The 21,336-nt window shown below is 49.9% G+C and carries 24 protein-coding genes; 6 read left to right on the forward strand and 18 right to left on the reverse strand.

The genetic code is table 11. From position 1 onward, the window contains the following. Positions 1 to 12 precede the first annotated feature (12 nt). Genes AC2D8L_RS01075 through AC2D8L_RS01100 form a run of 6 tightly spaced genes read right to left on the reverse strand, consistent with a single transcriptional unit; the run spans position 13 to position 4,997 of the window. A complete protein-coding gene (locus tag AC2D8L_RS01075) occupies positions 13 to 480 on the reverse strand; it encodes a molybdenum cofactor biosynthesis protein MoaE (RefSeq protein WP_484683601.1) in 468 nt (155 codons plus the stop codon). Position 481: 1 nt separating this feature from the next. Further along, positions 482 to 733 (reverse strand): molybdopterin converting factor subunit 1, encoded by a 252-nt coding sequence (gene moaD, locus AC2D8L_RS01080; RefSeq protein ID WP_484683602.1) that lies wholly within the window; start codon positions 731 to 733, stop codon positions 482 to 484. After that, complete coding sequence (pgsA, locus tag AC2D8L_RS01085) at positions 730 to 1,278, reverse strand: CDP-diacylglycerol--glycerol-3-phosphate 3-phosphatidyltransferase (protein WP_484683603.1); 549 nt, start codon at positions 1,276 to 1,278, stop codon at positions 730 to 732. The genes moaD and pgsA overlap by 4 nt, the downstream gene beginning before the upstream one ends. 55 nt (positions 1,279 to 1,333) lie before the next feature. Further along, the gene (uvrC, locus tag AC2D8L_RS01090; RefSeq protein WP_484683604.1) at positions 1,334 to 3,220 is read right to left on the reverse strand and encodes an excinuclease ABC subunit UvrC; all 1,887 of its coding nucleotides are present in this window, start codon (positions 3,218 to 3,220) and stop codon (positions 1,334 to 1,336) included. After that, positions 3,220 to 3,975, reverse strand: a complete 756-nt coding sequence (locus AC2D8L_RS01095) for an SDR family oxidoreductase (RefSeq protein WP_484683605.1) — start codon at positions 3,973 to 3,975, stop codon at positions 3,220 to 3,222. Before AC2D8L_RS01095 ends, uvrC begins: the two co-directional genes overlap by 1 nt. Positions 3,976 to 3,980: 5 nt before the next feature. After that, a complete protein-coding gene (locus tag AC2D8L_RS01100) occupies positions 3,981 to 4,997 on the reverse strand; it encodes a calcium/sodium antiporter (protein WP_484683606.1) in 1,017 nt (338 codons plus the stop codon). A gap of 127 nt (positions 4,998 to 5,124) precedes the next feature. Here AC2D8L_RS01100 and AC2D8L_RS01105 point away from each other — a divergent pair, with 127 nt between their 5' ends. Continuing rightward, a complete protein-coding gene (locus AC2D8L_RS01105; RefSeq protein WP_484683607.1) occupies positions 5,125 to 5,736 on the forward strand; it encodes a hypothetical protein in 612 nt (203 codons plus the stop codon). A gap of 11 nt (positions 5,737 to 5,747) precedes the next feature. Here AC2D8L_RS01105 and AC2D8L_RS01110 read toward each other — a convergent pair whose 3' ends face one another. Next, the gene (locus AC2D8L_RS01110; protein WP_484683608.1) at positions 5,748 to 6,602 is read right to left on the reverse strand and encodes a DMT family transporter; all 855 of its coding nucleotides are present in this window, start codon (positions 6,600 to 6,602) and stop codon (positions 5,748 to 5,750) included. A 9-nt stretch (positions 6,603 to 6,611) separates the two neighbouring features. Then, complete coding sequence (locus tag AC2D8L_RS01115) at positions 6,612 to 7,649, reverse strand: DUF1176 domain-containing protein (RefSeq protein ID WP_484683609.1); 1,038 nt, start codon at positions 7,647 to 7,649, stop codon at positions 6,612 to 6,614. 173 nt (positions 7,650 to 7,822) lie between these two features. Between AC2D8L_RS01115 and AC2D8L_RS01120 the strand changes: the two genes are divergently transcribed. Beyond that, positions 7,823 to 8,104 carry a hypothetical protein gene (locus tag AC2D8L_RS01120; protein ID WP_484683610.1) on the forward strand — a complete coding sequence of 94 codons (282 nt, stop codon included), beginning with the start codon at positions 7,823 to 7,825 and terminating at the stop codon, positions 8,102 to 8,104. Between the two features lie 64 nt (positions 8,105 to 8,168). On the opposite strand, the gene AC2D8L_RS01125 is transcribed toward AC2D8L_RS01120, so the two are convergent. Further along, positions 8,169 to 8,513 (reverse strand): 5-carboxymethyl-2-hydroxymuconate Delta-isomerase, encoded by a 345-nt coding sequence (locus AC2D8L_RS01125; protein ID WP_484683611.1) that lies wholly within the window; start codon positions 8,511 to 8,513, stop codon positions 8,169 to 8,171. Positions 8,514 to 8,639: 126 nt separating this feature from the next. Between AC2D8L_RS01125 and AC2D8L_RS01130 the strand changes: the two genes are divergently transcribed. Further along, positions 8,640 to 9,548, forward strand: coding sequence for a DMT family transporter (locus AC2D8L_RS01130; protein ID WP_484683612.1), 909 nt, complete (start codon positions 8,640 to 8,642; stop codon positions 9,546 to 9,548). Between the two features lie 450 nt (positions 9,549 to 9,998). Here the strand turns inward: AC2D8L_RS01130 and AC2D8L_RS01135 are convergent, their stop codons facing one another. Next, positions 9,999 to 10,421, reverse strand: a complete 423-nt coding sequence (locus tag AC2D8L_RS01135; RefSeq protein WP_484683613.1) for a globin domain-containing protein — start codon at positions 10,419 to 10,421, stop codon at positions 9,999 to 10,001. 169 nt (positions 10,422 to 10,590) lie between these two features. Continuing rightward, positions 10,591 to 13,044, reverse strand: a complete 2,454-nt coding sequence (uvrB, locus tag AC2D8L_RS01140) for an excinuclease ABC subunit UvrB (protein WP_484683614.1) — start codon at positions 13,042 to 13,044, stop codon at positions 10,591 to 10,593. 324 nt (positions 13,045 to 13,368) lie between these two features. Here uvrB and AC2D8L_RS01145 point away from each other — a divergent pair, with 324 nt between their 5' ends. Next, the gene (locus AC2D8L_RS01145) at positions 13,369 to 14,850 is read left to right on the forward strand and encodes an MDR family MFS transporter (protein ID WP_484683615.1); all 1,482 of its coding nucleotides are present in this window, start codon (positions 13,369 to 13,371) and stop codon (positions 14,848 to 14,850) included. Between the two features lie 74 nt (positions 14,851 to 14,924). On the opposite strand, the gene AC2D8L_RS01150 is transcribed toward AC2D8L_RS01145, so the two are convergent. The 6 genes from AC2D8L_RS01150 to AC2D8L_RS01175 all read right to left on the reverse strand — a co-directional run bounded on the left by AC2D8L_RS01150 (position 14,925) and on the right by AC2D8L_RS01175 (position 18,743). After that, positions 14,925 to 15,311, reverse strand: a complete 387-nt coding sequence (locus AC2D8L_RS01150; RefSeq protein WP_484683616.1) for a DUF1761 domain-containing protein — start codon at positions 15,309 to 15,311, stop codon at positions 14,925 to 14,927. Between the two features lie 128 nt (positions 15,312 to 15,439). Then, complete coding sequence (locus AC2D8L_RS01155; protein ID WP_484683617.1) at positions 15,440 to 15,919, reverse strand: GNAT family N-acetyltransferase; 480 nt, start codon at positions 15,917 to 15,919, stop codon at positions 15,440 to 15,442. A 99-nt stretch (positions 15,920 to 16,018) separates the two neighbouring features. After that, complete coding sequence (locus AC2D8L_RS01160) at positions 16,019 to 16,744, reverse strand: SIMPL domain-containing protein (RefSeq protein ID WP_484683618.1); 726 nt, start codon at positions 16,742 to 16,744, stop codon at positions 16,019 to 16,021. Positions 16,745 to 16,889: 145 nt separating this feature from the next. Beyond that, the gene (locus AC2D8L_RS01165; protein WP_484683619.1) at positions 16,890 to 17,561 is read right to left on the reverse strand and encodes an SH3 domain-containing protein; all 672 of its coding nucleotides are present in this window, start codon (positions 17,559 to 17,561) and stop codon (positions 16,890 to 16,892) included. Between the two features lie 138 nt (positions 17,562 to 17,699). After that, on the reverse strand, positions 17,700 to 18,080 hold the full coding sequence (locus tag AC2D8L_RS01170; protein ID WP_484683620.1) for an acyl-CoA thioesterase: 381 nt from the start codon (positions 18,078 to 18,080) through the stop codon (positions 17,700 to 17,702). Positions 18,081 to 18,083: 3 nt separating this feature from the next. After that, positions 18,084 to 18,743, reverse strand: a complete 660-nt coding sequence (locus AC2D8L_RS01175) for a thymidine kinase (protein WP_484683621.1) — start codon at positions 18,741 to 18,743, stop codon at positions 18,084 to 18,086. Between the two features lie 449 nt (positions 18,744 to 19,192). On the opposite strand from AC2D8L_RS01175, the gene AC2D8L_RS01180 reads away from it, so the two are divergent. Together AC2D8L_RS01180 and AC2D8L_RS01185 are read left to right on the forward strand one after the other, a co-directional pair. Further along, positions 19,193 to 19,867, forward strand: coding sequence for a DUF2461 domain-containing protein (locus tag AC2D8L_RS01180; RefSeq protein ID WP_484683622.1), 675 nt, complete (start codon positions 19,193 to 19,195; stop codon positions 19,865 to 19,867). Between the two features lie 87 nt (positions 19,868 to 19,954). Beyond that, on the forward strand, positions 19,955 to 20,356 hold the full coding sequence (locus AC2D8L_RS01185) for a DUF2147 domain-containing protein (protein WP_484683623.1): 402 nt from the start codon (positions 19,955 to 19,957) through the stop codon (positions 20,354 to 20,356). Here AC2D8L_RS01185 and AC2D8L_RS01190 read toward each other — a convergent pair whose 3' ends face one another. After that, positions 20,357 to 21,280, reverse strand: a complete 924-nt coding sequence (locus AC2D8L_RS01190; RefSeq protein ID WP_484683624.1) for a DMT family transporter — start codon at positions 21,278 to 21,280, stop codon at positions 20,357 to 20,359. It lies immediately after the preceding gene. Positions 21,281 to 21,336 lie beyond the last annotated feature (56 nt).

The following is a 21,336-nucleotide window of genomic DNA, read 5'->3' on the forward strand; positions in this document are numbered from 1 at the left end:
TGAACGTCGCCCTTAAGGTTTGGGCGGCGTTTTTGTTTGCCATTTTTGCCGTGCTACATCGTCATCACTGCGATGTTGAACCCAATGTGTGCCGTCTGAGGTGACTTCTTGCTTCCAGAACGGAGCGTCGGTTTTTAGCCAATCCATCACGTAATTTGCGCCGTCAAATGCAGCCTGTCGATGACGGGATGCGGCCATGACGTGCACGATGACTTCGCCGACTTTCATCTCGCCAAAACGATGGACCACTGAAATATCGACCAGCTCGAATTTCTCCATCGCTTCTGTTGCAAATCGTTCAATTTGCTTTTGCGCCATGGTTGGGTGGTGCTCAAGAATTAGTGCCTCAATGGGTTGATCCGGCGTTGAGCGCACCAAACCGGTGAATGTCGCCACGGCGCCAACTTCTTGATATTTGGCAATGAATTGATTGGTGAGTTGGCCGGGATCAAAAACATCCTGTTGGATTTGGACTTTCACATTAGCCACCGGTCATAGGGGGAAAAAATGCAATTTCCCGAGCATCTTGGATTTGCGCATCATGGTCCACCAATTCGTCATCGATTGAAGCCCTGATTATGGCACGGTCAGAAAAGGCGAGGGCAAATGTTTCGTCATTTTCTGCCTTCCAGTCCATGAGCTGGGCAATCGTTGTAATAGTTTGGGGCGGCGAAACGTCTTCACTACCTTTGTTCATACGTTCCCGAAGCCAAGCGAAATAAAGGATTTTCATGCTTTTTCTTCATTCAAATGTGGCCAAGCTTGTTTGAAATACTCGTAGCCAGTGTAAACGGTCAGCCCGGTTGCGACCCACATCGCGCCATGAGCGAGAACCGCAAGACCGGGGATAAGGGGGAGCAACATCACGAATCCAAGGGCAATTAGTTGGGCGGTTGTTTTATACTTTGCGAGGCCAGATACATGCACCGTGATTTGCTCTGCACCCAAATGTTCGCGTAGGCCAGCGACGGCGATTTCGCGCAACATAATCATGATTGCGGCAATGACGAGCGACATATCAAAACTGCCATCAAACGCGAAGACGATGAGCAACGCGCCAACGATTAGTTTATCTGCAATCGGGTCAAGCATGCGCCCGAGTGGCGAAACGATTTGCATGCGACGCGCGAGATAGCCGTCAAGGAAATCTGTTAGGGCGGCGATGACGTAGAGAATGAAGGCGATCCATTGGGTGGTCTGGCCGTCCATGAAAATGAGCGCAACAATGACCGGGATGAGCACGATGCGGGACATTGTCAGCATGTTTGGTAAGTTCACAGATGTTGCCCTTCAAATTATCATGTGACCAAGCAATAGGATGCGTGCGTTTAGGTCAAGAGCGATTGAAATGATCATAGATGATTTGCGCCATTTGTTTTGAAATCCCTGAGATGGATTGCAGGTCTTTCAGTGTCGCGCCGCTCACCGCTTTTGCTGATCCGAAATGACCAAGCAAAGCCTTCTTGCGTGTTGGGCCAATGCCTTCAATTTCATCCAGTGGATTTTTGACGATCTGCTTGCTTCGCTTCGCCCTATGGGTGCCGATGGCGAAACGGTGCACTTCGTCGCGCAGTCTTTGCAGATAGTAGAGCACCGGATCGCGGGCAGGCAACATGAACGGCTCTCGTCCTTCGAGAATGAATGTTTCGCGGCCAGCGTTGCGTTCTTCGCCCTTTGCTATGCCGATGACAGTCACTTTTTGCGGTAAATTAAACTGCTTCAGCGTTTCTCTGACGGCGCTCATTTGGCCCTTGCCGCCATCAATAAGCAACACGTCTGGCCAATCTGGCATGGCGTCCTTGTCAGTGTCTTCGGCGACTTCTTCTGGCTTATATTCGTTGACCAGCCTTGTGAAACGGCGCTCCAGGACTTCCCGCATCATGCCAAAATCATCCCCGGGGGTGATGTCTGTCGATTTGATGTTGAACGTCCGATAGTGCTTTTTTGAAAAACCTTCGCGTCCGGCAACGACCATGCCACCGACGGCGTTGGTGCCCTGAATATGGGAGTTGTCGTAAACCTCAATGCGCCGGGGCGTTTCGACCAAACCAAACGTCTTGGCCATGCCCTCTAGCAGTTGGGTTTGCGACGCCGTTTCAGACAATTGTCTGCCCAGCGCTTGACGTGCATTGTTCAATGCGTTTTCAACCAGAGTGCGTTTCTCGCCGCGCTGCGGAGTTAATATTTCAACTTTGCGCTCGGCGCGAATGGCTAGGGCTTCGCCCAGCAGTTTAGGTTCTTCGGTTTCGTGCGAAAGCAGGATCAATTTGGGCGGCACACGGGCTTCATAAAACTGCGCAATGAACGCCGTTAGCACTTCGCCCTCTTCAAGGCTCTTATCCGCACGAGGGTAATAAGCGCGGTTGCCCCAGTTCTGATGAGCGCGATAGAAAAACACTTGAATGCAGAACTTTCCAGCTTCTTGATGGATGGCGAAAATATCCGCATCAACGACGGTCTGCGCGCTCATATCGCCTTGCCCTTGGATCAAGGAAAGGGCCGCAATCCGATCACGAAGCAGGGCGGCGCGCTCAAAGTCTAAATCTTCAGCTGCCTTTTGCATTTCTTCAGACAGGTTGGCCTGCACAGATCGAGATTTGCCGGTAAGAAACTTTACGGCGTCGTCGACCAGTAATTGATAATCTTCAATTGATATTTCGCCCGTGCATGGTGCGGCACAGCGTTTGATCTGATGTTGAAGGCAGGGGCGGGTTCGTCCCTCATAATAACTGTCTGAACAGTTGCGCAGCAAAAATGCTTTTTGCAATGATGTGATGGTTCTATTGACCGCTGTCACCGAGGCAAAGGGGCCGAAATAATGTCCCTTTTTGCGCCGCACACCTCGGTGTTTGGTGAGTTCTGCGGCCTCATGTTCCATGGCCATCAAAATATAGGGAAAGCTCTTGTCGTCGCGCAGCAAAACATTATAGCGGGGCTTGAGCCGCTTGATCATGTTCGCTTCTAAAAGCAGGGCCTCGCTTTCCGTATTTGTAGTGACAAACTCCATGGAACGGGTGGCCGAAATCATCCGGCCGATGCGAATGGAATTGCCTTCATAGCGGGTGTAGTTGGTGACCCGGGCTTTTAGATTGCGTGCCTTGCCCACATAAATGACATTTTCCCCATCATCAAACATCCGGTAAACGCCTGGCCCACTGGGCAGCGCTTTAACGAATTTCTTGATGATGTCAGGGCCGGGTGAGGTGGTTGTTTCGCTCATTATTGTGCGATGTTTTCACCTTTATGCGTCCACTTCAAGTGCTCGCCACCATCAAGCGCCATCATTTGACCCGTCATTGATGGGGTGGAAAGAATGAAGCGAACTGCGTCGCAAATTTCATCGAGCTGCGGCCCAACTTGCAATGGAAGACTTTTGATCTCTTTTTCGAAATCTGCCTGCGCTTGATGGATGTTTTTAATGGTTGGCCCCGGGCCAATTGCATTGACCCGAATGCGCGGTGCCAAGGACTGGGCCATCGTTTGGGTGGCTGTCCATAAGGCGGATTTTGATAGCGTGTAGGAAAAGAATGTTGGCTTGAGGGCCCACACACGCTGGTCGATCATGTTGATAACGTTGCCGCGTATTGTGTCAGGAAGTTGCTTAGCAAAGTCGCTTGCAAGAAACACTGGGGCTTCGGCGTGGAGGCTGAAATGTGTTTGCCACAATTCGTCTGATAGATTCTCAATGCTGTCAGGCTGGAAGATCGATGCGTTGTTGATGAGCACCGCCAGCGGACCGAAAATTTTGTTGGCGCGGTCGATTAAATCGGCCCGTTCCTCACGATGGAGTAAGTTTGCGCCAATGGACGCTGTCGTGCCGCCGGCTGATGTGATTTCAGCGGCAAGAGCTTCGGCTTTTTCTTCAGATGAATTGTAATGAATAATGGTCTGGTAGCCGTCACTAGCGAGCGCTTTGGCCATTGCAGCGCCAATGCGATCTGCTGCTCCAGTAATTAGGGCGACTGGCTGTCCCATTTTGCCTAAAAGCTCCCCTCGATAACCTCGTGTCCAACCTGGAACACGAGGAACAAATACATCACATAAAACGCGGCCATGATGATACCCTCAAACCGTCCGATGTTGCGATGCATGAAAATGATCGGCAACAATCCGACGGAAATTAAGAGCATTACCCAATAGTCGAATGCCAAGAAATTGGCGTCAACCTGCAGTGGAATGATCATCGACGTTACGCCAACGATGGAAAGAATGTTGAAGATGTTCGACCCGACCGCGTTGCCGATTGCGACGGCTGATTGACGGCGAAGGGCTGCGGCCATGCCTGCAGCGAATTCGGGCAACGAGGTGCCCAATGCAACAATCGACAAGCCGACCGCGCTTTCGGCAATGCCCATGATCGAAGCGATATCCAGCGCGCTGTCGGTTGTTAATTTGCCGCCAAGTGGCAATCCAATAATGCCAATGATGAGGTAAATGGTGATTTTGCGGCCATCGTCAGGGGCGTCATCGATCTCTTCAACGATCTCTTCGATTGCTTGACCCTTTTTCCGCATGCGCATGGCTTCAAAGCCATTGTAAATGAGATAGCCAGCAAGCAAGACGACGAGCAAAAGACCGTCCGTAAAACTGATGATGTGATCAAGGCTCAAAACAATCAGCAAAATGCTGACGAATACCATGAACGTCGCGGAACGACGCAGCCCGGTTTGCTTGCAGTTAATTGAGAAAAACAGGGCGGGCACACCAAGCACGAACAAGATGTTCGTGATGTTTGAGCCAACAACATTGCCTATGGAAAGTCCGGGAGCGCCTTCTGCTGCAGCAGATAACGAGACCACAAGTTCTGGCGCGGAGGTGCCAAATGCAACGACGGTAAGACCGATAACTAGGGGTGGAATGCCCATGCGATTGGACAGGCCAACCGCACCGCGAACCAACAAATCACCAGTTACAACCAATGTAGCGAGGCCCAAGGCGAGCAGCAAATATGGCATTTGAACCTTTTTCTCTAAAGTGCGTGCGCAAGGTAGTGGCAAAGATCACCACAAAACACAAGAGTGACACATATGGGGATTGGTATTTATATGTAAAGACATCACAACTTAGTTGATGCGCTAGTCAGAACATATTTTTGCCTTTACGACTGGAATTCTGGAGATTGCGATGCTGACAACCACACATATCTTGATTGCAACGGCCGCGTTGACTCGCAAAAAGTTTACTCGTCGGCAAAATTTGTTAGTTGTTTTTGGTGGGTTTTTCCCCGATTTGTCCGTGTTTTTGATGGTTTTGGTTAGTCGGATCCCCGGCTTTCAAGTCAGTAATATGTGGCGGGAACCGGACGGGCTATATTGGCAAGAGCCGTGGCAGTTTTTATCCGCATTTTCAAATTCCATCCCACTTTACATTGTTGCGTTGCTGGCCTTCATGTTCTTACGGAGACGAAACCCGGAACGACACTCGCTTTGGCTTGCGCTGGCTTTGTTTTCCGCGGCTTGCTTGTTGCATGTTTTGGCCGATTTCCCAGTTCATGCAGATGATGCTCACGTGCATTTCTGGCCATTAAGCGATGGTCGTTTTCATTCCCCAATTTCCTATTGGCAGTCCCAATATTATGGGGACTGGGTCAGTACGATTGAAACCATTGTTGGGATCAGTTTGGCGGTTGTGATGTGGCGGCGCTTTTCTAACAAGTTTGCGCGCGCAGGTATTGTCGTTTTGGCGCTGCCCTACCTTGTCGCTCTGTATTTTGTGTTTTCCAGCGCGTTTGGGTAGCACCAGTTTGGCTAAACCTTCTTTTTGAAGATGGTCGCGAGGGCAACACCCAATAGAATCAATATGCTGGCGATAACGAACCGGGTTGTGAGTTGTTCACTAAGAAACAGAACGCCACCTAATGTTGCGATGGCGGGCACTGTCAATTGCACAACCCCTGCGCTGGTGCGCGTGAGCTGGGGCAATACCAGATACCACACCGCATAGCCCATACCGGAAGCTAAAACGCCCGAGAGGCAGGCAAAGATGATGCCTTGAATATCTACGGCCCAACTGCCCGATGCCAGCGATACGACGACCATGGCCAGCACGGCAACCGGTACAGTACGAACAAAATTACCCATTGTGTCTCGGGTCGCGTTAGTAGATCCGCGGCCAAGCAACGAATAAACACCCCAGCTAATGCCAGAGATGACCATCAGAAAGGTGCCGATAGGGTCGGGCGCTACTAGGCCTGGGGATACCAGGTAGGTAAATGCACCAAAGGCGATCACAATGCCAAGAATTTCAATGGGACCTGGGCGTTCACCTTTAACGATTGCCCAAATGATCATCGTGATTTGCACCGAAGCAAATAAGATCAATGCGCCCAATCCTGCACCCAGCGTTAAATAGGCGAAAGAAAAGAATATTGCATAAGCGCCCAACGAAGCAGCGCCGAGCCAAGAGCCAGCGGCTTTGAGGTTTGGTATGGTTCGGTGTTGCGCCCAGACGAGGATGAACAGAGCAGCAGCGCCAGAAATCAGGCGAATGGTGGTGAACATCACAGGATCGATATTGGTCTCTGCCAATCCGAAACGCGTGAAGACTGAATTGGCGGCAAACGCAATCATCGCCAGCGCGGTTAGTGAAATGGTTTTGACCAATTTAGTTCTCTATTTGCTAGGTGCGGGGAAGATTTGAGGGAACTCGTATGGCTCTCCATCACACTTTTCTTTGGCGTGAAATGAGTTCATCTTAAATCCGTAATCTTCCCAAACCCATTCACCTGCATTGCCGCAATCACCGATACCTCGCCCTTTGTAGAAACTGGAAAGAATTCGGGTTGCCGGATCATAATGGGCATTGATGAGAATGTCAGTGCCGGTCCACCCCATGGGCGCCCAATAGTCCGCAAATAGCAGTTTTGATACCCCTTCATATTGTGTTGATTGGGTATAGAACGTGTACCCAAAATTGTAGGCACCCGCTGTGCAAGGCATCATATAGAGCAAAGTGGTGTTGTTGACTTGGTGAATTTCCCATTCCGATCCATGAACAAGGTCCGAAAGCGCATCGCAATTTTGATCTTTGGTATGTTGCTCGATGATGGCTGCGGGCACCTGGTTCGGAATTTCCAGATTTGGTTCGGCCAAGTTCAGGCGCATGGGGAGTGTACCGACAGTGCGTGGATCGCCGACCCGGTCCTGCTGGTCATCCACCCACAACAACGCAGCGGTTAAGCCGGATAAAGAGAATTCTAAATTGACACTATTGCCATTTGTGTCGTCGAAATCGACCGTGAGCTTGTCGTCTGTGATCATTTTCTTGAACATTGTGGTTGCTTGATCACCGGAAAGAAATATGTCGTTGATGGCGCCAAACGCGCGCGCCGTGCCGCCTTTTGTATAGGGATAGAAGTCTTCACCAACATGCATGTAGAAGGAGGTCGCGTTTGCGGGCTGTGTTTTAACCGTTGTTAGCGAGAGTTCCCAATCGGTGCCATCTTGATGTCGGCCGACCCTGAACCAATAGTCCGCGACCGTTCCATTAGCTGGATTTGGGTTAATATAGGTTATGACCGAACAGTAGTTGGTGTTTGGTCTGCAAGCTGCCAACCAATCCTTGAAATAGGCGCGCTTTTCCCCAAAATTGTCTGCATAAGCCGTAGGGATCGCCAGCAATGTCGCTATCAGTATCGCAAATAACCGCATCGTTAATTGTCCTTCTCTGTTGAACAACTCTAATCTAATTTGGGGAAATTGGAAGCATAGGGTACTCGCAATTATTGTCAGACAATGTTTTTTCTTCGGCTTCTTTTTGCTTTTGCCACGGGTTAGGATCGCAATTGCAGGTCAAAAGATTTGCCAAAAAAATGGAGGGGAAAATGGAAGCAATTTTACCACTACTTATTCAGGTGATTGCCGGCGGAATAGGCGGCAATGGCGTGGGACGTGCGTTAAAAGACGTAAACCTTGGGACGATGGGAAATACAATTGCCGGTGCAATTGGCGGATTAGGCGGCGCATCGTTGCTGGGCGTTATTCCCGGCCTTGAAGCGGTCAGCGGCATGGGCTTAGCTGGTGACGGTGTTGCGGGAGTAGTTGGCGGTGGCGCGCTTACAGCAATAGTTGGCGTGGTTCGCAAAATGATGGCAGCCAATAAATAGACCAAATTCGGACGCCAATATTTGTGGCGATGAATTCAGGGGCGGGCGAACTCGGCCACAGGGCCTAGAGCGTCCGTCTTTTATACGTTGCTGGGTCAAGCTCTTTGATGTCCACCGAGATGGTGCCAACTGTTGGCAATCTTTTCTCCAATTCTTCAAATAGCGCGGTGGTTACTGTACTTTTTTGTTCCTCAGTTCGTCCGGCGATCAACCGGACCGTAACGTGCACGAAGCTTTTATTTTCAACGGAATGATACCAGTTGCTGGCGGCAATTGCGCGAACCTTGATGTCCTTTAATTCCGTAAAAACCCCCGAATTTAGTGCGGCGTCGCATAAGGATTTACAGAGGTTATCCAAATTATGCTCTGTTGCGATTGGATCGGCATATTCGATGATTATGTGGGGCATTGTGGCTCGTCTATTCGAATTGATTTGGGGCTGATGAGTGTAGGCGTTTGCGGATTTCGATGCTAGGGTCAACTTCTTAAATCCAGCTTGGCATCCGCCAAACCCGCTGCATATCAGGTCCAGTTTATGAATAGCCCAAGCCCAGTTACAGGGAACAATATTTCAAAGGGTATTGCCCTTACCTTGATTTCAATACTGATTTTTTCCGTGCAAGATGTTGCGGTTAAGATGCTTGTAACTGATTATCCGCCAACCCAAATTGTGATGATCCGGTTCTGGGGTGTTGCAGTTTTTACACTTGTTTGGGTGATGCGCGAGGGGCCAATTCGCCAAGCATTCCGCACCAAACGACCGTTTCTGCAATTATCTCGCGGCGTATTACTGGTGGTCGACATCTGGTGCTTTAGCGCTGCGCTTCAATTTATGCCACTGTCTGACCTGCAAGCGATTTTCATGCTGTTCCCAATCGTTGTAACCCTGTTCGCCATACCCATTTTGGGGGAGAAAGTTGGTATTTTCCGCTGGTCGGCAATCGGCGTGGGCTTTATCGGCGCTATGATAATCATTCGCCCGGGCTTTCAAGAAGTAAATATTGGCGTTTGGTTTCAGTTGGGCGCAGTGGCGACTTTTGGGCTTTATACCGTTCTGACCCGCTTGGTCGCGCAGCACGACAGCACTTCAACCTCGATGGTCTATATGGCGCTGGTTGGGGTCGTGCTTTCGACTGCGGTTGGTGCGTTTAACATGGTGCCAATAACGCTAAATGGTTGGCTGCTGATCGGGTTGGTAATTGTAACCGCCAATGTGGCGCACACATTGTTTACAATGGCCTATAGAGAGGCGCCCGCGAGCGCGTTGCAACCGTTTAACTTCCTGATTTTGCCAGCTTCAATAGTTATGACCATCATATTCTTTGGTCATTGGATTGACCTAATTAGCCTATTTGGTGCCTCATTGACCGTGGGTGCGGGACTGTTCGTCTGGTGGCGAGAGCGGCAAAAGGAGCGTGAAGCCATTCGTTCAACGTTGAGATGAAGCGGATTGAGCAAACTAGAACGGACAAGCGCAGCATACGCGGAGAGATCAGATAGGGGATGATCGCGAGACATGCCCACACCTGCCCGAACACTAGTTTGCAAAGACTTGAGCGGATAATTTGCGAGGCATGAGATGATTGCCTACCCGCCAAGATTATTGCACAGCGCCTTGATGAAGAAGCGCTGAAGTCACCAAGGATTGTTGGCCTGAAATCAATTCCAGATAGGACGACTCGACTTGCAACCATATTTGATAACTTGCGCGTACTATGCGCCGATGATTTGAGGTCAGAGTTGACATAAATCAATTGTGGCGGGTGAATTCGTGGTGAAATTGTCGCATGTGACGCCAATATTCGATCGCCATTTGGCATATGGGCGCACCGCTGAGGCAGCGTAAATTGCACCGCCCAATTGTAGGCGGTGCGATTTTCAACAAGATTATGGCCTAAGCCTCCGCTTCGGCCTCTTTTGCGCCCTCAAGCATTGTGGCACAAACTTGTTCCAGCGCATGGGCCCATGCGGTGGCGTGTTCGTCTGTCCAATCATCTGTTACGCTCGACATGGTTTTCACCAACACTTGTGCAACGACCGGATAATGTTCAGCTTTTACGCCATAATCAACATGGCGCGCGCCCATTTCTTTGAGCACTGCATTGATCTTCCCCAAATCTTCGATGTTTTCGACCACAGCAACAATGGACTTCCAAAGCTTTTCGCTTTGCTCGTAGATGTCTTCGGGAAACATGAACCGAACAGCTGGCGCCTCCTCAAACAGATTTGAGTAAAATGTATTTGTTGCTGGAATGTCCAACATGGCGAGTTGGCCCGCAGAATTTCGGATCAATTCGATTTGTTTTTCTGTCAACATACTGGGCCACGCGAGATGCTAGAAATAATTGAATTTATTATCGAACACAGTATTTGAGCTAAAGGTTAAATATATGTTGCGGACTGCAGCAGATCATTCATTCATATTGGAGCGAATATGCGGCTTCAGGGGTGATTGCACCCCATCAATTTGGTCAACTGATCTGCTGCTAATCGATAATATCCAACTCCATATCCTTAAGACGCTTAACTTCATCGCGCAGCCTCGCAGCTTCCTCAAACTCAAGGTTGGTTGCGGCTTCGCGCATTTTGCCTTCCAAATCTTTGATCGTTGCTGCCAGATTGTCACCAACATGAACGCCACCTTTGGAGATCTGATCTTTTCCAGTGCCCACAGTAACGCGGTCACCCTCATAAACTGAATCCATGATATTTTTGATATTGGACTTGATAGACTGAGGGGTAATACCGTTGGCCTTATTGAATGCCATTTGAATTTCACGGCGACGGGTTGTTTCTGTCATCGCGCGTTCCATGGAGCCAGTGACTTTGTCAGCGTAAAGGACCACCTTGCCATCGACATTACGCGCCGCGCGGCCAATCGTTTGGATCAGAGACGTTTCGGATCGCAAGAACCCTTCTTTGTCCGCATCCAGAATGGCGACGAGCGCACATTCAGGTATGTCCAAACCTTCGCGCAACAAGTTGATGCCAACAAGCACATCGAAGGCTCCCAGCCGCAAATCACGGATAATTTCGATCCGTTCAATCGTGTCTGTATCCGAATGCATATAGCGGACTTTGATGCCCTGTTCATGCATATATTCCGTCAAATCTTCGGCCATCTTCTTGGTCAAAGTGGTCACCAAAGTGCGGTACCCCAGTTGGGCGGTTTTCTTGATTTCATCAATGACGTCATCGACTTGATTTGCCGCTGGACGGATTTCAACTGGTGGGTCAATTAGGCCGGTTGGTCGAATGATTTGCTCTGCAAACACGCCGCCGGTTTGGTCCATCTCCCATTTGCCCGGCGTTGCGGACACATAAACGGACTGGGGCCGCATCGCGTTCCATTCTTCAAATCGCAACGGACGGTTGTCCATGGCGGAAGGCAAGCGGAAGCCATATTCGGCCAAAGTCGCTTTCCGGCGGAAATCACCGCGATACATGGCGCCAAGTTGGCCGATGGTCACATGACTTTCGTCGATAAACACAAGTGCATCATCAGGCAAATATTCAAACAATGTTGGGGGTGGCTCACCTGGCTGTCGGCCGGTGAGATAGCGCGAATAGTTTTCAATGCCCGCGCAAGATCCGGTGGCTTCTAGCATTTCCAAATCAAACAGCGTGCGCTGTTCCAAGCGCTGCGCTTCAAGAAAACGCCCCATGCCGTTCAACTCTTGCAGGCGCGCTTGCAGCTCCGCTTTGATGAATTTGAAGGCTTGGTTCAACGTTGGTCGCGGCGTTACATAGTGCGAGTTTGCGTAAATGCGAACATTCTTGAGCTGGGCGGCTTTTTTGCCCGTTAGCGGATCAAATTCCACGATGCTTTCGATCTCATCGCCCCACAAAGTCACGCGCCATGCGGCACTATCATAGTGGGCTGGGAATATCTCAATGGTGTCGCCACGGACCCGAAATGTTCCGCGGACAAAACTGGCTTCGTTTCGCTTATATTGTAGGGCGACCAAGTTCGCGAGAAACTCACGCTGGTCGATTTTTTGACCTTCGTGAACGTCAACGATCATCGAGGTGTAACCCTCAACCGAACCAATACCATAAATGCACGACACCGAAGCCACAATGATCACATCGTCGCGCTCCAACACCGCACGGGTGGCGGAATGGCGCATGCGGTCGATTTGATCGTTGATGGTTGATTCTTTTTCGATAAATGTGTCGGTGCGCGGCACATAGGCTTCGGGCTGATAATAGTCGTAAAACGAAACGAAATATTCCACCGCATTGTTGGGAAAGAAACTTTTGAATTCCCCGTAAAGTTGAGCGGCCAATGTTTTGTTGGGTGCTAGAATGAGGGCAGGGCGCTGGGTATCGGCGATCAGTGACGCGACGGTGAACGTTTTACCGGAGCCGGTTACCCCCAGCAAAACTTGGTCTGTTTCGCCGTTATTGATGCCCTCTTTCAGCTCCGCAATGGCTGTTGGCTGGTCGCCTTGCGGGGTGAATTTGGTGTCCAACTCAAATTGGATGCCGCCTTCAACTTTGGCTGGCCTTGTGGGTCGGTGCGGTTTCCAAGCGTCAACGCCTTCAACTTCCTCTCGGCCATATTGAATGAGGTTTTCCAACGCCTTAACGGTCTCCGAAACACCAGACTTGGCTTCAATCGGTTTGCCTGGAGATACAAATCCGGCTTGGGGCGCTTCAGCAAATCCATCCAAATTTTCAGGCCGCTCCACCGAATTGGCCTTTGACTTGGGTGACTTTTTTGACATGCCGGTGGCAGTGTCAGGATTTGACGTTTTGGTGGTGCGTCGCTTGGCTTCTGCGGCTTCGGCTCGGTCCAAGGCGCGGGCGTTTTTGAGCCGTTGTTGTGGCAGCCGTTTCGCAGATTCGATGTCTTCTGCTTTCTCGATCTCAGAGATGAATTCATCAATCGAGAAATCTGGCTTGCTGGGCCGTTCTGATTTTTTATCGTCGCTCATGGAGTAACCTTAGTGGAGAAGGTGTGTTTTGGCTGCCAGCCCTTACAAGTGAATATATGTGATCGCGTTCGGAACGTAAAGGGAACAAGTTTGCAATTGTTAAGATTACAGCGTATTAAAATCCTACATTGACACTACCAATAATTTTGGACACTGTGCAGGCATGTTCAAGCCCTTTCCTGCTTGCCGACCATCGGCGTTTCCAAAAGTATAGTATTGATTATGAACGGCTGACTCCCTTGGCGCTGGTCCTTTTTGACCGGGTTCGCACCATGGGATGTGCGCTATCCATTTGCTTTCGCTTTTTTTGCGAAGAAGGTAATTATGACGACTTCAGAACAAACATCCGCTGATGCGGCAGATATGAGCGGTCCAGAAACAGACAATTCGGCACGCAACAATTTGGTCATTGGACTATTGTTAGCTTCCACTTTTGTCGTGTTTCTCAATGAAACCATCATGACGGTGGCACTGCCGCGCTTGATGGTGGCGCTGAACGCCACACCAAGCTCAGTGCAATGGCTAACCACCGCGTTTTTGCTAACAATGGCGGTTGTGATCCCAGTAACGGGGTTCTTGATCCAGCGCATGAATACACGTCCGATTTTCATCATGGCGATGAGCATTTTTTCGGTTGGTACACTCATTTGTGCAGTTTCACCTGGCCTTGAACTGTTGATCTTTGGCCGCGTTGTACAAGCGGTAGGCACTGCGATTATGATGCCTTTATTGATGACAACCGTTATGACATTGGTGCCGCCAGACTCTCGCGGCAAAATGATGGGTAATATTTCGATTGTTATCTCCGTTGCTCCGGCGATTGGGCCCACCATCTCAGGCTTTATTCTGAGCTATATGGAGTGGCGCTGGTTGTTCATTTTGGTGCTGCCCATTTCAATATTGGCGTTGGTTTTGGGTGCAAGACTAATGAAAAACGTGACCGAACCGCGTTACGCGCCGCTGGACATTCTATCGGTAGTTCTTTCCGCAATTGCTTTTGGCGGACTGGTTTATGGCCTATCGAGTTTTGGTGGCGAAGGCGCGGGTCAAGAAGGTGGTCTGCCGGGTTGGGCGATTTTGTTGATCGGTGCCGTGGTGATGGTTATATTCATATTGCGGCAGCTTTCCTTGCAGAAAAAGGACGCCGCTTTGCTCGATTTTCGCACGTTCCAATCCAAACTTTACTCGATTAGCTTAACAATGCTTGCCATCAGCATGGCGACATTATTAGGCACGATCATCTTGTTGCCAATCTATACCCAAAATGTGCTGGGCATTGATGCCTTGCAAACCGGCCTTATGCTATTGCCAGGTGGTTTGATCATGGGGTTGTTGGCACCAAGTGTGGGCCGTCTTTATGATCGGTTTGGGCCGCGTCCCCTAGTCATTCCGGGCACGGTTATCGTATCTGCGGTGCTTTGGGCATTGACGAGGGTAGGTCTGGACACAAGTATCTGGAACATTTTGGTTGGACATATTGTGCTTAGCATTGGCTTGGCGCTGATCTTTACGCCACTATTTACCGCAGCGCTTGGTTCTGTACCGCCGATGCTCTATTCGCATGGTAGCGCGATGCTGGGCAGCATTCAGCAGGTTGCCGGGGCTGCCGGCGTCGCACTGTTTATCGCGGTGATGTCCATTCAAATACGATTGTCGACAGAAGCAGGGCTGAATGAAATCACGGCGCGGGCAGATGGCATTCGGCTTGCCTTCATCTTTGGCGCTTCGATCTTTCTGGTAGCTGTTGTGCTGTCGTTTTTTGTGCATCGGCCGCCAGCAGCAGAAGGCGATGCGCCCGCTCACTAGCGGGAGTTTTTGATGTTTTGCAATTTGGCAAAATTTGGTGATTGGGGCCCGCAAGTGCGGGCCCCATTTCTATTTTAAAGAATACCTTGAACGATGATCATGATTACAACTGCGACCACCCAGTAACCAGCGTCGACCATTTTGGCGTAAGTGGTTTTCTGCGTGAACGAGTTGCCAGACCATTGCAGCAACGTGAAAGAAATTGTGATTAAGATGATGGTCAGTAGGCTGTTCGTCGCTGCCGTAATCGCAACAACCCATGCAACACCGATCAGCCCCAAAGCTTGGGTCAGCATTGCCAACATCGGCATTTCGGCTGCATTGCCCAGTTCAACCTTGCTGCCTTCTGCCCATTTGGTGCCAAACAATTTTGGTGAATACCAAAGCCATCCAACTAAAAAGGCCACAACCGCGCCTACAATAATTGCGAGCCAGCTTACATTTGCGGTGAGTTCTTCCATAATAGTCCCCATTAAATATGGGAGCGGTTCCCCTGAATTAGCCGTCGCCCCCGATACAGCTGCGCAAAACTTTGCATGGGTGCGACATTTTGGCAAGTATGCCAAGGTCTCAAGAACAAGCGATGTGGCTAGAGTGGTTTGGCCATATTCAAGTCTGTTATTTGATAGCCAAGGGTTTTGTAAAGATCGGCGGCGCCGTGGTTGAAGCCAAACACATGAAGGGCAATTTTAGTTGCCCCGTGTTTTTTTGCCTCTGGCTCTATCAATGACATGGCGGCCTTGGCGTGCCCCTGCCGCCGGTAATTCGGATGAATTTCCAAGTCATAAATGAAGGCAGATGTTACGTCCCACTTTGTTGAAATCACAAACCAAATAGTGCCGATGACATGTTCGGCTCCGTTCAAAATTGAGAATAGGTAGCTATCTTTGCTCGCTAACCCATTTGGAAGTGTGCGCTCAAACGATTCCTGCGACAGTTTTTGAGCTTGGTCATCTGCGATCTCTAGAGCTTGCGCCTTCTCCTTGGCAAACTCAGCGGTGCAATGAGGCAACCAGACATCAAACTCTGATTGGCTCATCTTGCGGATTTTGGTTTGCGGAGCGTTCATTCACATGGCCTGATGATTGTGGAAAACCGCATCATCGATGGCCAATAGCCCCAAGTCAATGAACCAAGTTAATGAGCTGATTCAACAAACCAAAGATCTCTAATCCGCGAGGAAATAGGTGATGGTGCTCACAACACGTACGCGCTTATCAATCTGCTTGTCTGGTCGGTCATTCGGAATATCAACTGCGGGCAGGATTTGGAAAACACCTTGGTTCGCCGTTTGGATGTTGCCGACATTTGATTGAGATTGTTCTGCGAATTGTTGGGCTGCCTCGCGGGCGCGTTTGGTTGCTTCGGTTAGCATTTCGCCTTTAAGGTCTGCAATGCCGGTGAATACAAAGCTTGGTCCGCCTGACCAACTGTCTGATGAAAACACAACGCCAGCTTTCAACAGTTCGCCGATATCGCGGGACGCCAAATTGAGTTCGTCTACTTTGTTAGTTGTGACCAACATATCTTGGTTGAGATTGAACCGGACGTCGGCGGCGAAGTTGCCGCCATTGTAGCCCGCATATCTGTCTTCCACCCGAACATTTTGCACTTCGATTTCGCTATCTTGAAACCCGCGGGAGGTCAAAAACTGTCGAACGGCTTGCTCTGACGTTTCCAGATTATTGCGGGCGGCTTCAAGCGATGGACCGGTGGCTACAAACCTAATGGGCCAAAATCCTAGATCTGCTTTTACATTTTTCTCGGCCAGACCTTTTACGGATACTGTACGTAGGGGCTTGCGGCTATTCTCGAGAGATTGGCCAAGCAGCCAGCCGCCAGTTGCGACACCGATGGCCAAAATGAGGGCGGAGAAAATGGAAATGATCTTCATTTTAAATCTCGCAATTCTTCATTATGTCTGCATGAAAGCCGACGAAGGCGGCATTATTGAGGCACAAACAACGTCATTGACGCTGAACCGACATCACCCCGGCATTGCTGCCAGGGTGAGTTGGAGGTCATTTTGTTGCCGCTTATTAGTAGCGGTAAGATTTGAATGATGAGATTTCATCATTTAGGCGACGACCAAGCTTTGGCACAGAGTGGTCGAATGTGCGGCATTTGCCGTTGTAGTTTTTGTGCTTACACACTTTGACTGCTGCATCGCCAATGATTTTGATTGACGAAATACGGTCGTTCCAGCGACTTGATAGCAAGTTGTCCTTTGTGCCAGCCGGTACACATGCCTTCTTGCCGGAATAGTGTGCGCCAGAATAGAAGCAGATGCGGGCTTTGCGTGGACGGTGTGGGCGGTAGTTATTGTCGTTGTCAGAAAAGCCGAATGAGAATGATGATCCATTTGAGCCGAACTGGAAGCCAAATGTTACGCTTGGCTCGTTTGAACTATGTTTTGGCTTTTTCGGCTTGCTTGGCGTGCTTGAGCCTTTTTTAGCCAAATATTTGCCAGAAACCCAACCATCAGGACCACCGTGAACGATGTAGCACCATTTTTTGGATTTGGTGCATTTTTGAACGTTGACGGTCTCGCCCTTATAAAGGGCGTCGACTACATCGTAGCCAGTGCCAGGGCCAGAGCGGATGTTGAGCGCTGTAGTGGCCTTAGCCGCGAAGGCGAATGCTGATGAAGCGGTGATAAAGATGCCCATTGTTGCAAGGGCGGCTATTTTGGTCAGTTTGCGAAAGTTCATTTCAGATCTCCCAGTTAGAGGTTTCACTTGTTCCGTGATCCCAACTAACCAGAACCTTGCTGAATGGTTACTGAATGGTAATGTTCAGTTTCAGTTCATCTAACTGAATACCTCAAACCGGAGGGCTGAAAGGCCCTGTTAGCCGACTGGTTTAGGCTGTCCGTGTTCATCCAACGCCACGTAAACAAACTTGCCTTCTGTGACTTTTTCGCGTTGCTCGAGCCGATTGCGGCGTGCCCATGCTTCCATAAAGACTGAGATGGATGTTGTGCCGACCCGCTCGATTGTCGTGTAAACGCATAAGACGTCGCCGATTTTCACCGGCGCAATGAATGTCATGGCCTCGACGGCAACGGTGACGACGCGGCTTTTTGATTTCTCTGCCGCGGCAATGCCGCCTGCGATGTCCATTTGACTGAGCACCCAGCCGCCAAAAATGTCGCCGGAGGGGTTTGTGTCCGCCGGCATGGCGACAGTTCTAATGGTGAGATCGCCCTGAGGGCCATTTTGATCGCTCATGGCTTAGCCCAATGCTGAAAGGGAAGAGAGATCGTCATCATCCTCTGGTGTATTGGAAACGGCTTGGCCTTCCATATTCACCACCTTATTGGGGTGCATGCGCTCTTCCCAATGGCGACGGCAAAGCGAGACATAAACCTCTTTACCGATGCTGACCTGATCGCCTTCGCGGATGGCTTGGCCATTTTCGTCCATGCGCACAACCATTGTGGCTTTTGAGCCGCATTCGCAAATGGTGCGGATTTCACGCAAAATGTCGGCAATTGCCAGCAGCTCGGCCGAGCCCTCGAACAGTTTTCCCTGAAAGTCTGTGCGCAGGCCGAAGCACATAATTGGAATTTTGAGGTGATCGGCAACGCGCGCCAATTGCCAAACCTGTTCGCTGGTGAGGAATTGCGCTTCATCAACAAAAATGCAGTCGATCTTTTTCTCTTTATTGGCCTTTGCAATGTCGGCGAATAGATCGATTTTGCTGTCATAAAGATTTGCGGGAACATCAAGACCGATCCGTGATGAGATTTTCCCCACGCCGTCTTCCACATAAAGAGAAGAGGTATAAAGGCGTGTTTGCATGCCACGTTCAAAATAGTTGTGGGCGGCCTGCAACAGAATTGTCGACTTGCCTGCATTCATCGCAGCATAGGAAAAATAGAGTTTTGCCATCAATTGTGCCCCAGTTGCGTCTCTGTGGAATCGGTTCTTCAATGCCGATGGTAGGCCAGATCCACTTCCATTTTGAAGGTTTGATCTGCGAAAAACGCATCAGCCCCCACCTTTTTGGAGGTTATTGGCCAAAAGGAATCGATTTTTAGACAAAAAAATGGCCGCTGACGGAGCGGCCATTGGTGTACCAAATGGGGGTGCGGCACACCTTGGAGGTCAACTCGCGCTAACGCTCCTGTCCAAAGTGCGGGGCATGCGCCTTGAACACTTAAGACACTAATTTGGGAAATTGACAGTTACATGTCCGGTTTGTGACACCAATGTGACTATCCACAGGGGCTGTGGATTAAAACTTTTGGAGCAAAATGTCGAAACTGGGCAATTTCAAACGACATTATTGCATCGGCATGCCAGTTTGATGCATGCTTTTGACATTAGGGAGTGGAATTATGTTCGCCACAAATATTCAGTCGTTTCTTTCAGAGCTAAAAGACAATAATAATCGGGAATGGTTTGAGGACAACAAACCGCGTTACCAAAATGATGTGGTGAACCCGGTGCTTGAGCTTGTTGGCACGCTGGAAGGCGATCTGGCTGATTTGAAACCAGCATTGCGGGCAGAAGCAAAGCTGAATGGATCGCTGCGACGGATTTATCGGGATACGCGGTTTTCTAAAGACAAAACGCCCTATCACTCCCACATCCATTTGATCTTTTGGACAGGCGGGCATCCGAATAAATCCCCCGGGGTTCATGTGGTTTTTCACCCTGAAGGGTTTAGTTATGGTGCGGGCAGTTGGGCGCTGGATAATGAACAGCTGGATCGAATGCGCCATCAAATTTTGAGCGACGGCGGGGACAAAGTTGCAAAGGCGGTCAAGCAGGTCGAGAAGCACGGCGTAAAGCTAGATGATCCCGCGCTTGCCCGTGTGCCGCGTGGGTTTGACAAAGATGCGCCCGGTGCCGATTGGTTACGCCATAAAGGGCTGGTGGCGAAAAGCGGCAGAGAAACTTATCCGGTAGAACTTGAAAATATCGAAGGAGCTTCCAATCTTATTGTCGGGATTTGTCAAAATATGGCGCCACTCAACCAGTATTTGCTGGAACATGCTTGGTCGGTTTAGGGCAGAAAATTATTAGGGTTCACATTGCCGCCATACTCGGTGCTTAAGTCAGAGCATACGGGTGGCACTGTTTTATTTGGAGATAAGATGAATAAGTTTGCCAAAATTTGCGGTGTAACAGCACTTGCGGCTTCATTGAGTGGTCCGGCGATGGCCCAGACCTTGAACCCTGAAGGCCTATGGCAGCCGGGCAACAAAGAATCGCGTTATGAGTTCAGCTATTGTGGCAAAAAGGGAACCGACCTTTGCGCCAAAGTTGATTGGATCGAGCCAAAGTTCATCAATGCTGACAATAAGAATTTAGTTGGCTCGAACGTGTTTTCAGAAATTCCAATGCGTGGTCGCAACAAATGGCGTGGCAGAATTCACTTTCAGGGTCACGACGTCAGCGGCACGGTGAAGCAATTAAGCCAAGACAAAATGTCGATCAAAGCATGTGTTTTCTTCTTGTGCGAAGAAGTGCTTTTAGACCGCGTGGCTCAAAAATAACTAATTGGTTTTTCGCTTTTTGCGGGTCCGTTCAAAAAAGACCGGACCTGCTTCTGCTAGAATGATGGCAGAGAAAATCAGCAAGATGCCAACATATCCCGTTGGTTCCAACCTTTCCCCCAATATGATCGCTGCGCCGATAGCGGCAAATAAGCTTTCCATTGATAGGATCAAAGCGGCGTTGGCCGTGGGGACATGCTGCTGACTGATGGTGTGCAGGGTAAAACCAATCGCCGTCGACAGAACGCCAGTGTACAAGATTTCAACCCAACCGATTTGAAAACCTTCAAGGGTGATGGTTTCGGTGCCAGCGGCACCGAGCGCACAGATGGACCCGCCAATCAAAAAGATGATTGCAGACACTGTGATCGGGCGCTGGGTTATGCTCGCGGCGCTGCCCAGATTGAACACATAGAGTGCCCAGAAGAACGAGCTGCCAAGGACAAAGTAGTCGCCAATGACGAAGTTTTCGACTTTGCCGCCGCTCAACAGAAAAAGCCCACAAAATGCAAGGGCTGCCGCGACCCAGATCAATTTGTGCAATTTAGCTTTTGCGAAGATCACCATTAAAATGGGCACGAAGAACACGTAAAACCCGGTCAAGAACCCGGTATTTGTGACGGAGGCGGTGAGCAGACCAATCTGTTGCAGCCATGAGCCGAAGAAGAAGGCAATCAACAAGACGCCAATCAGCTTCCAGCCTTGTCTGGTGAGGGGTTTGTTGACCCGCCGAGATTCCCAAATCGCCAATGGCAGAATAAGTATGCCGCCCAATAGATATCGGGACGCCAAGAATGTTAGCGGCTCCATCGCATCCATCGCCGACTTTTGAGCGATGAAGGCTGATCCCCAAATAATGGTGGCAACAATCAGCAGTGCTGTTGCTGTTGAGCGCGACATGGTGCTCGAATTGGCAGTCGACATGGCGGCAACTTTCAAGGCGATTGGGCAATTCGCCCAACAAGGCGATGCCGAAATGA

Source organism: Maritalea sp. YIW29 (genome assembly GCF_057219265.1).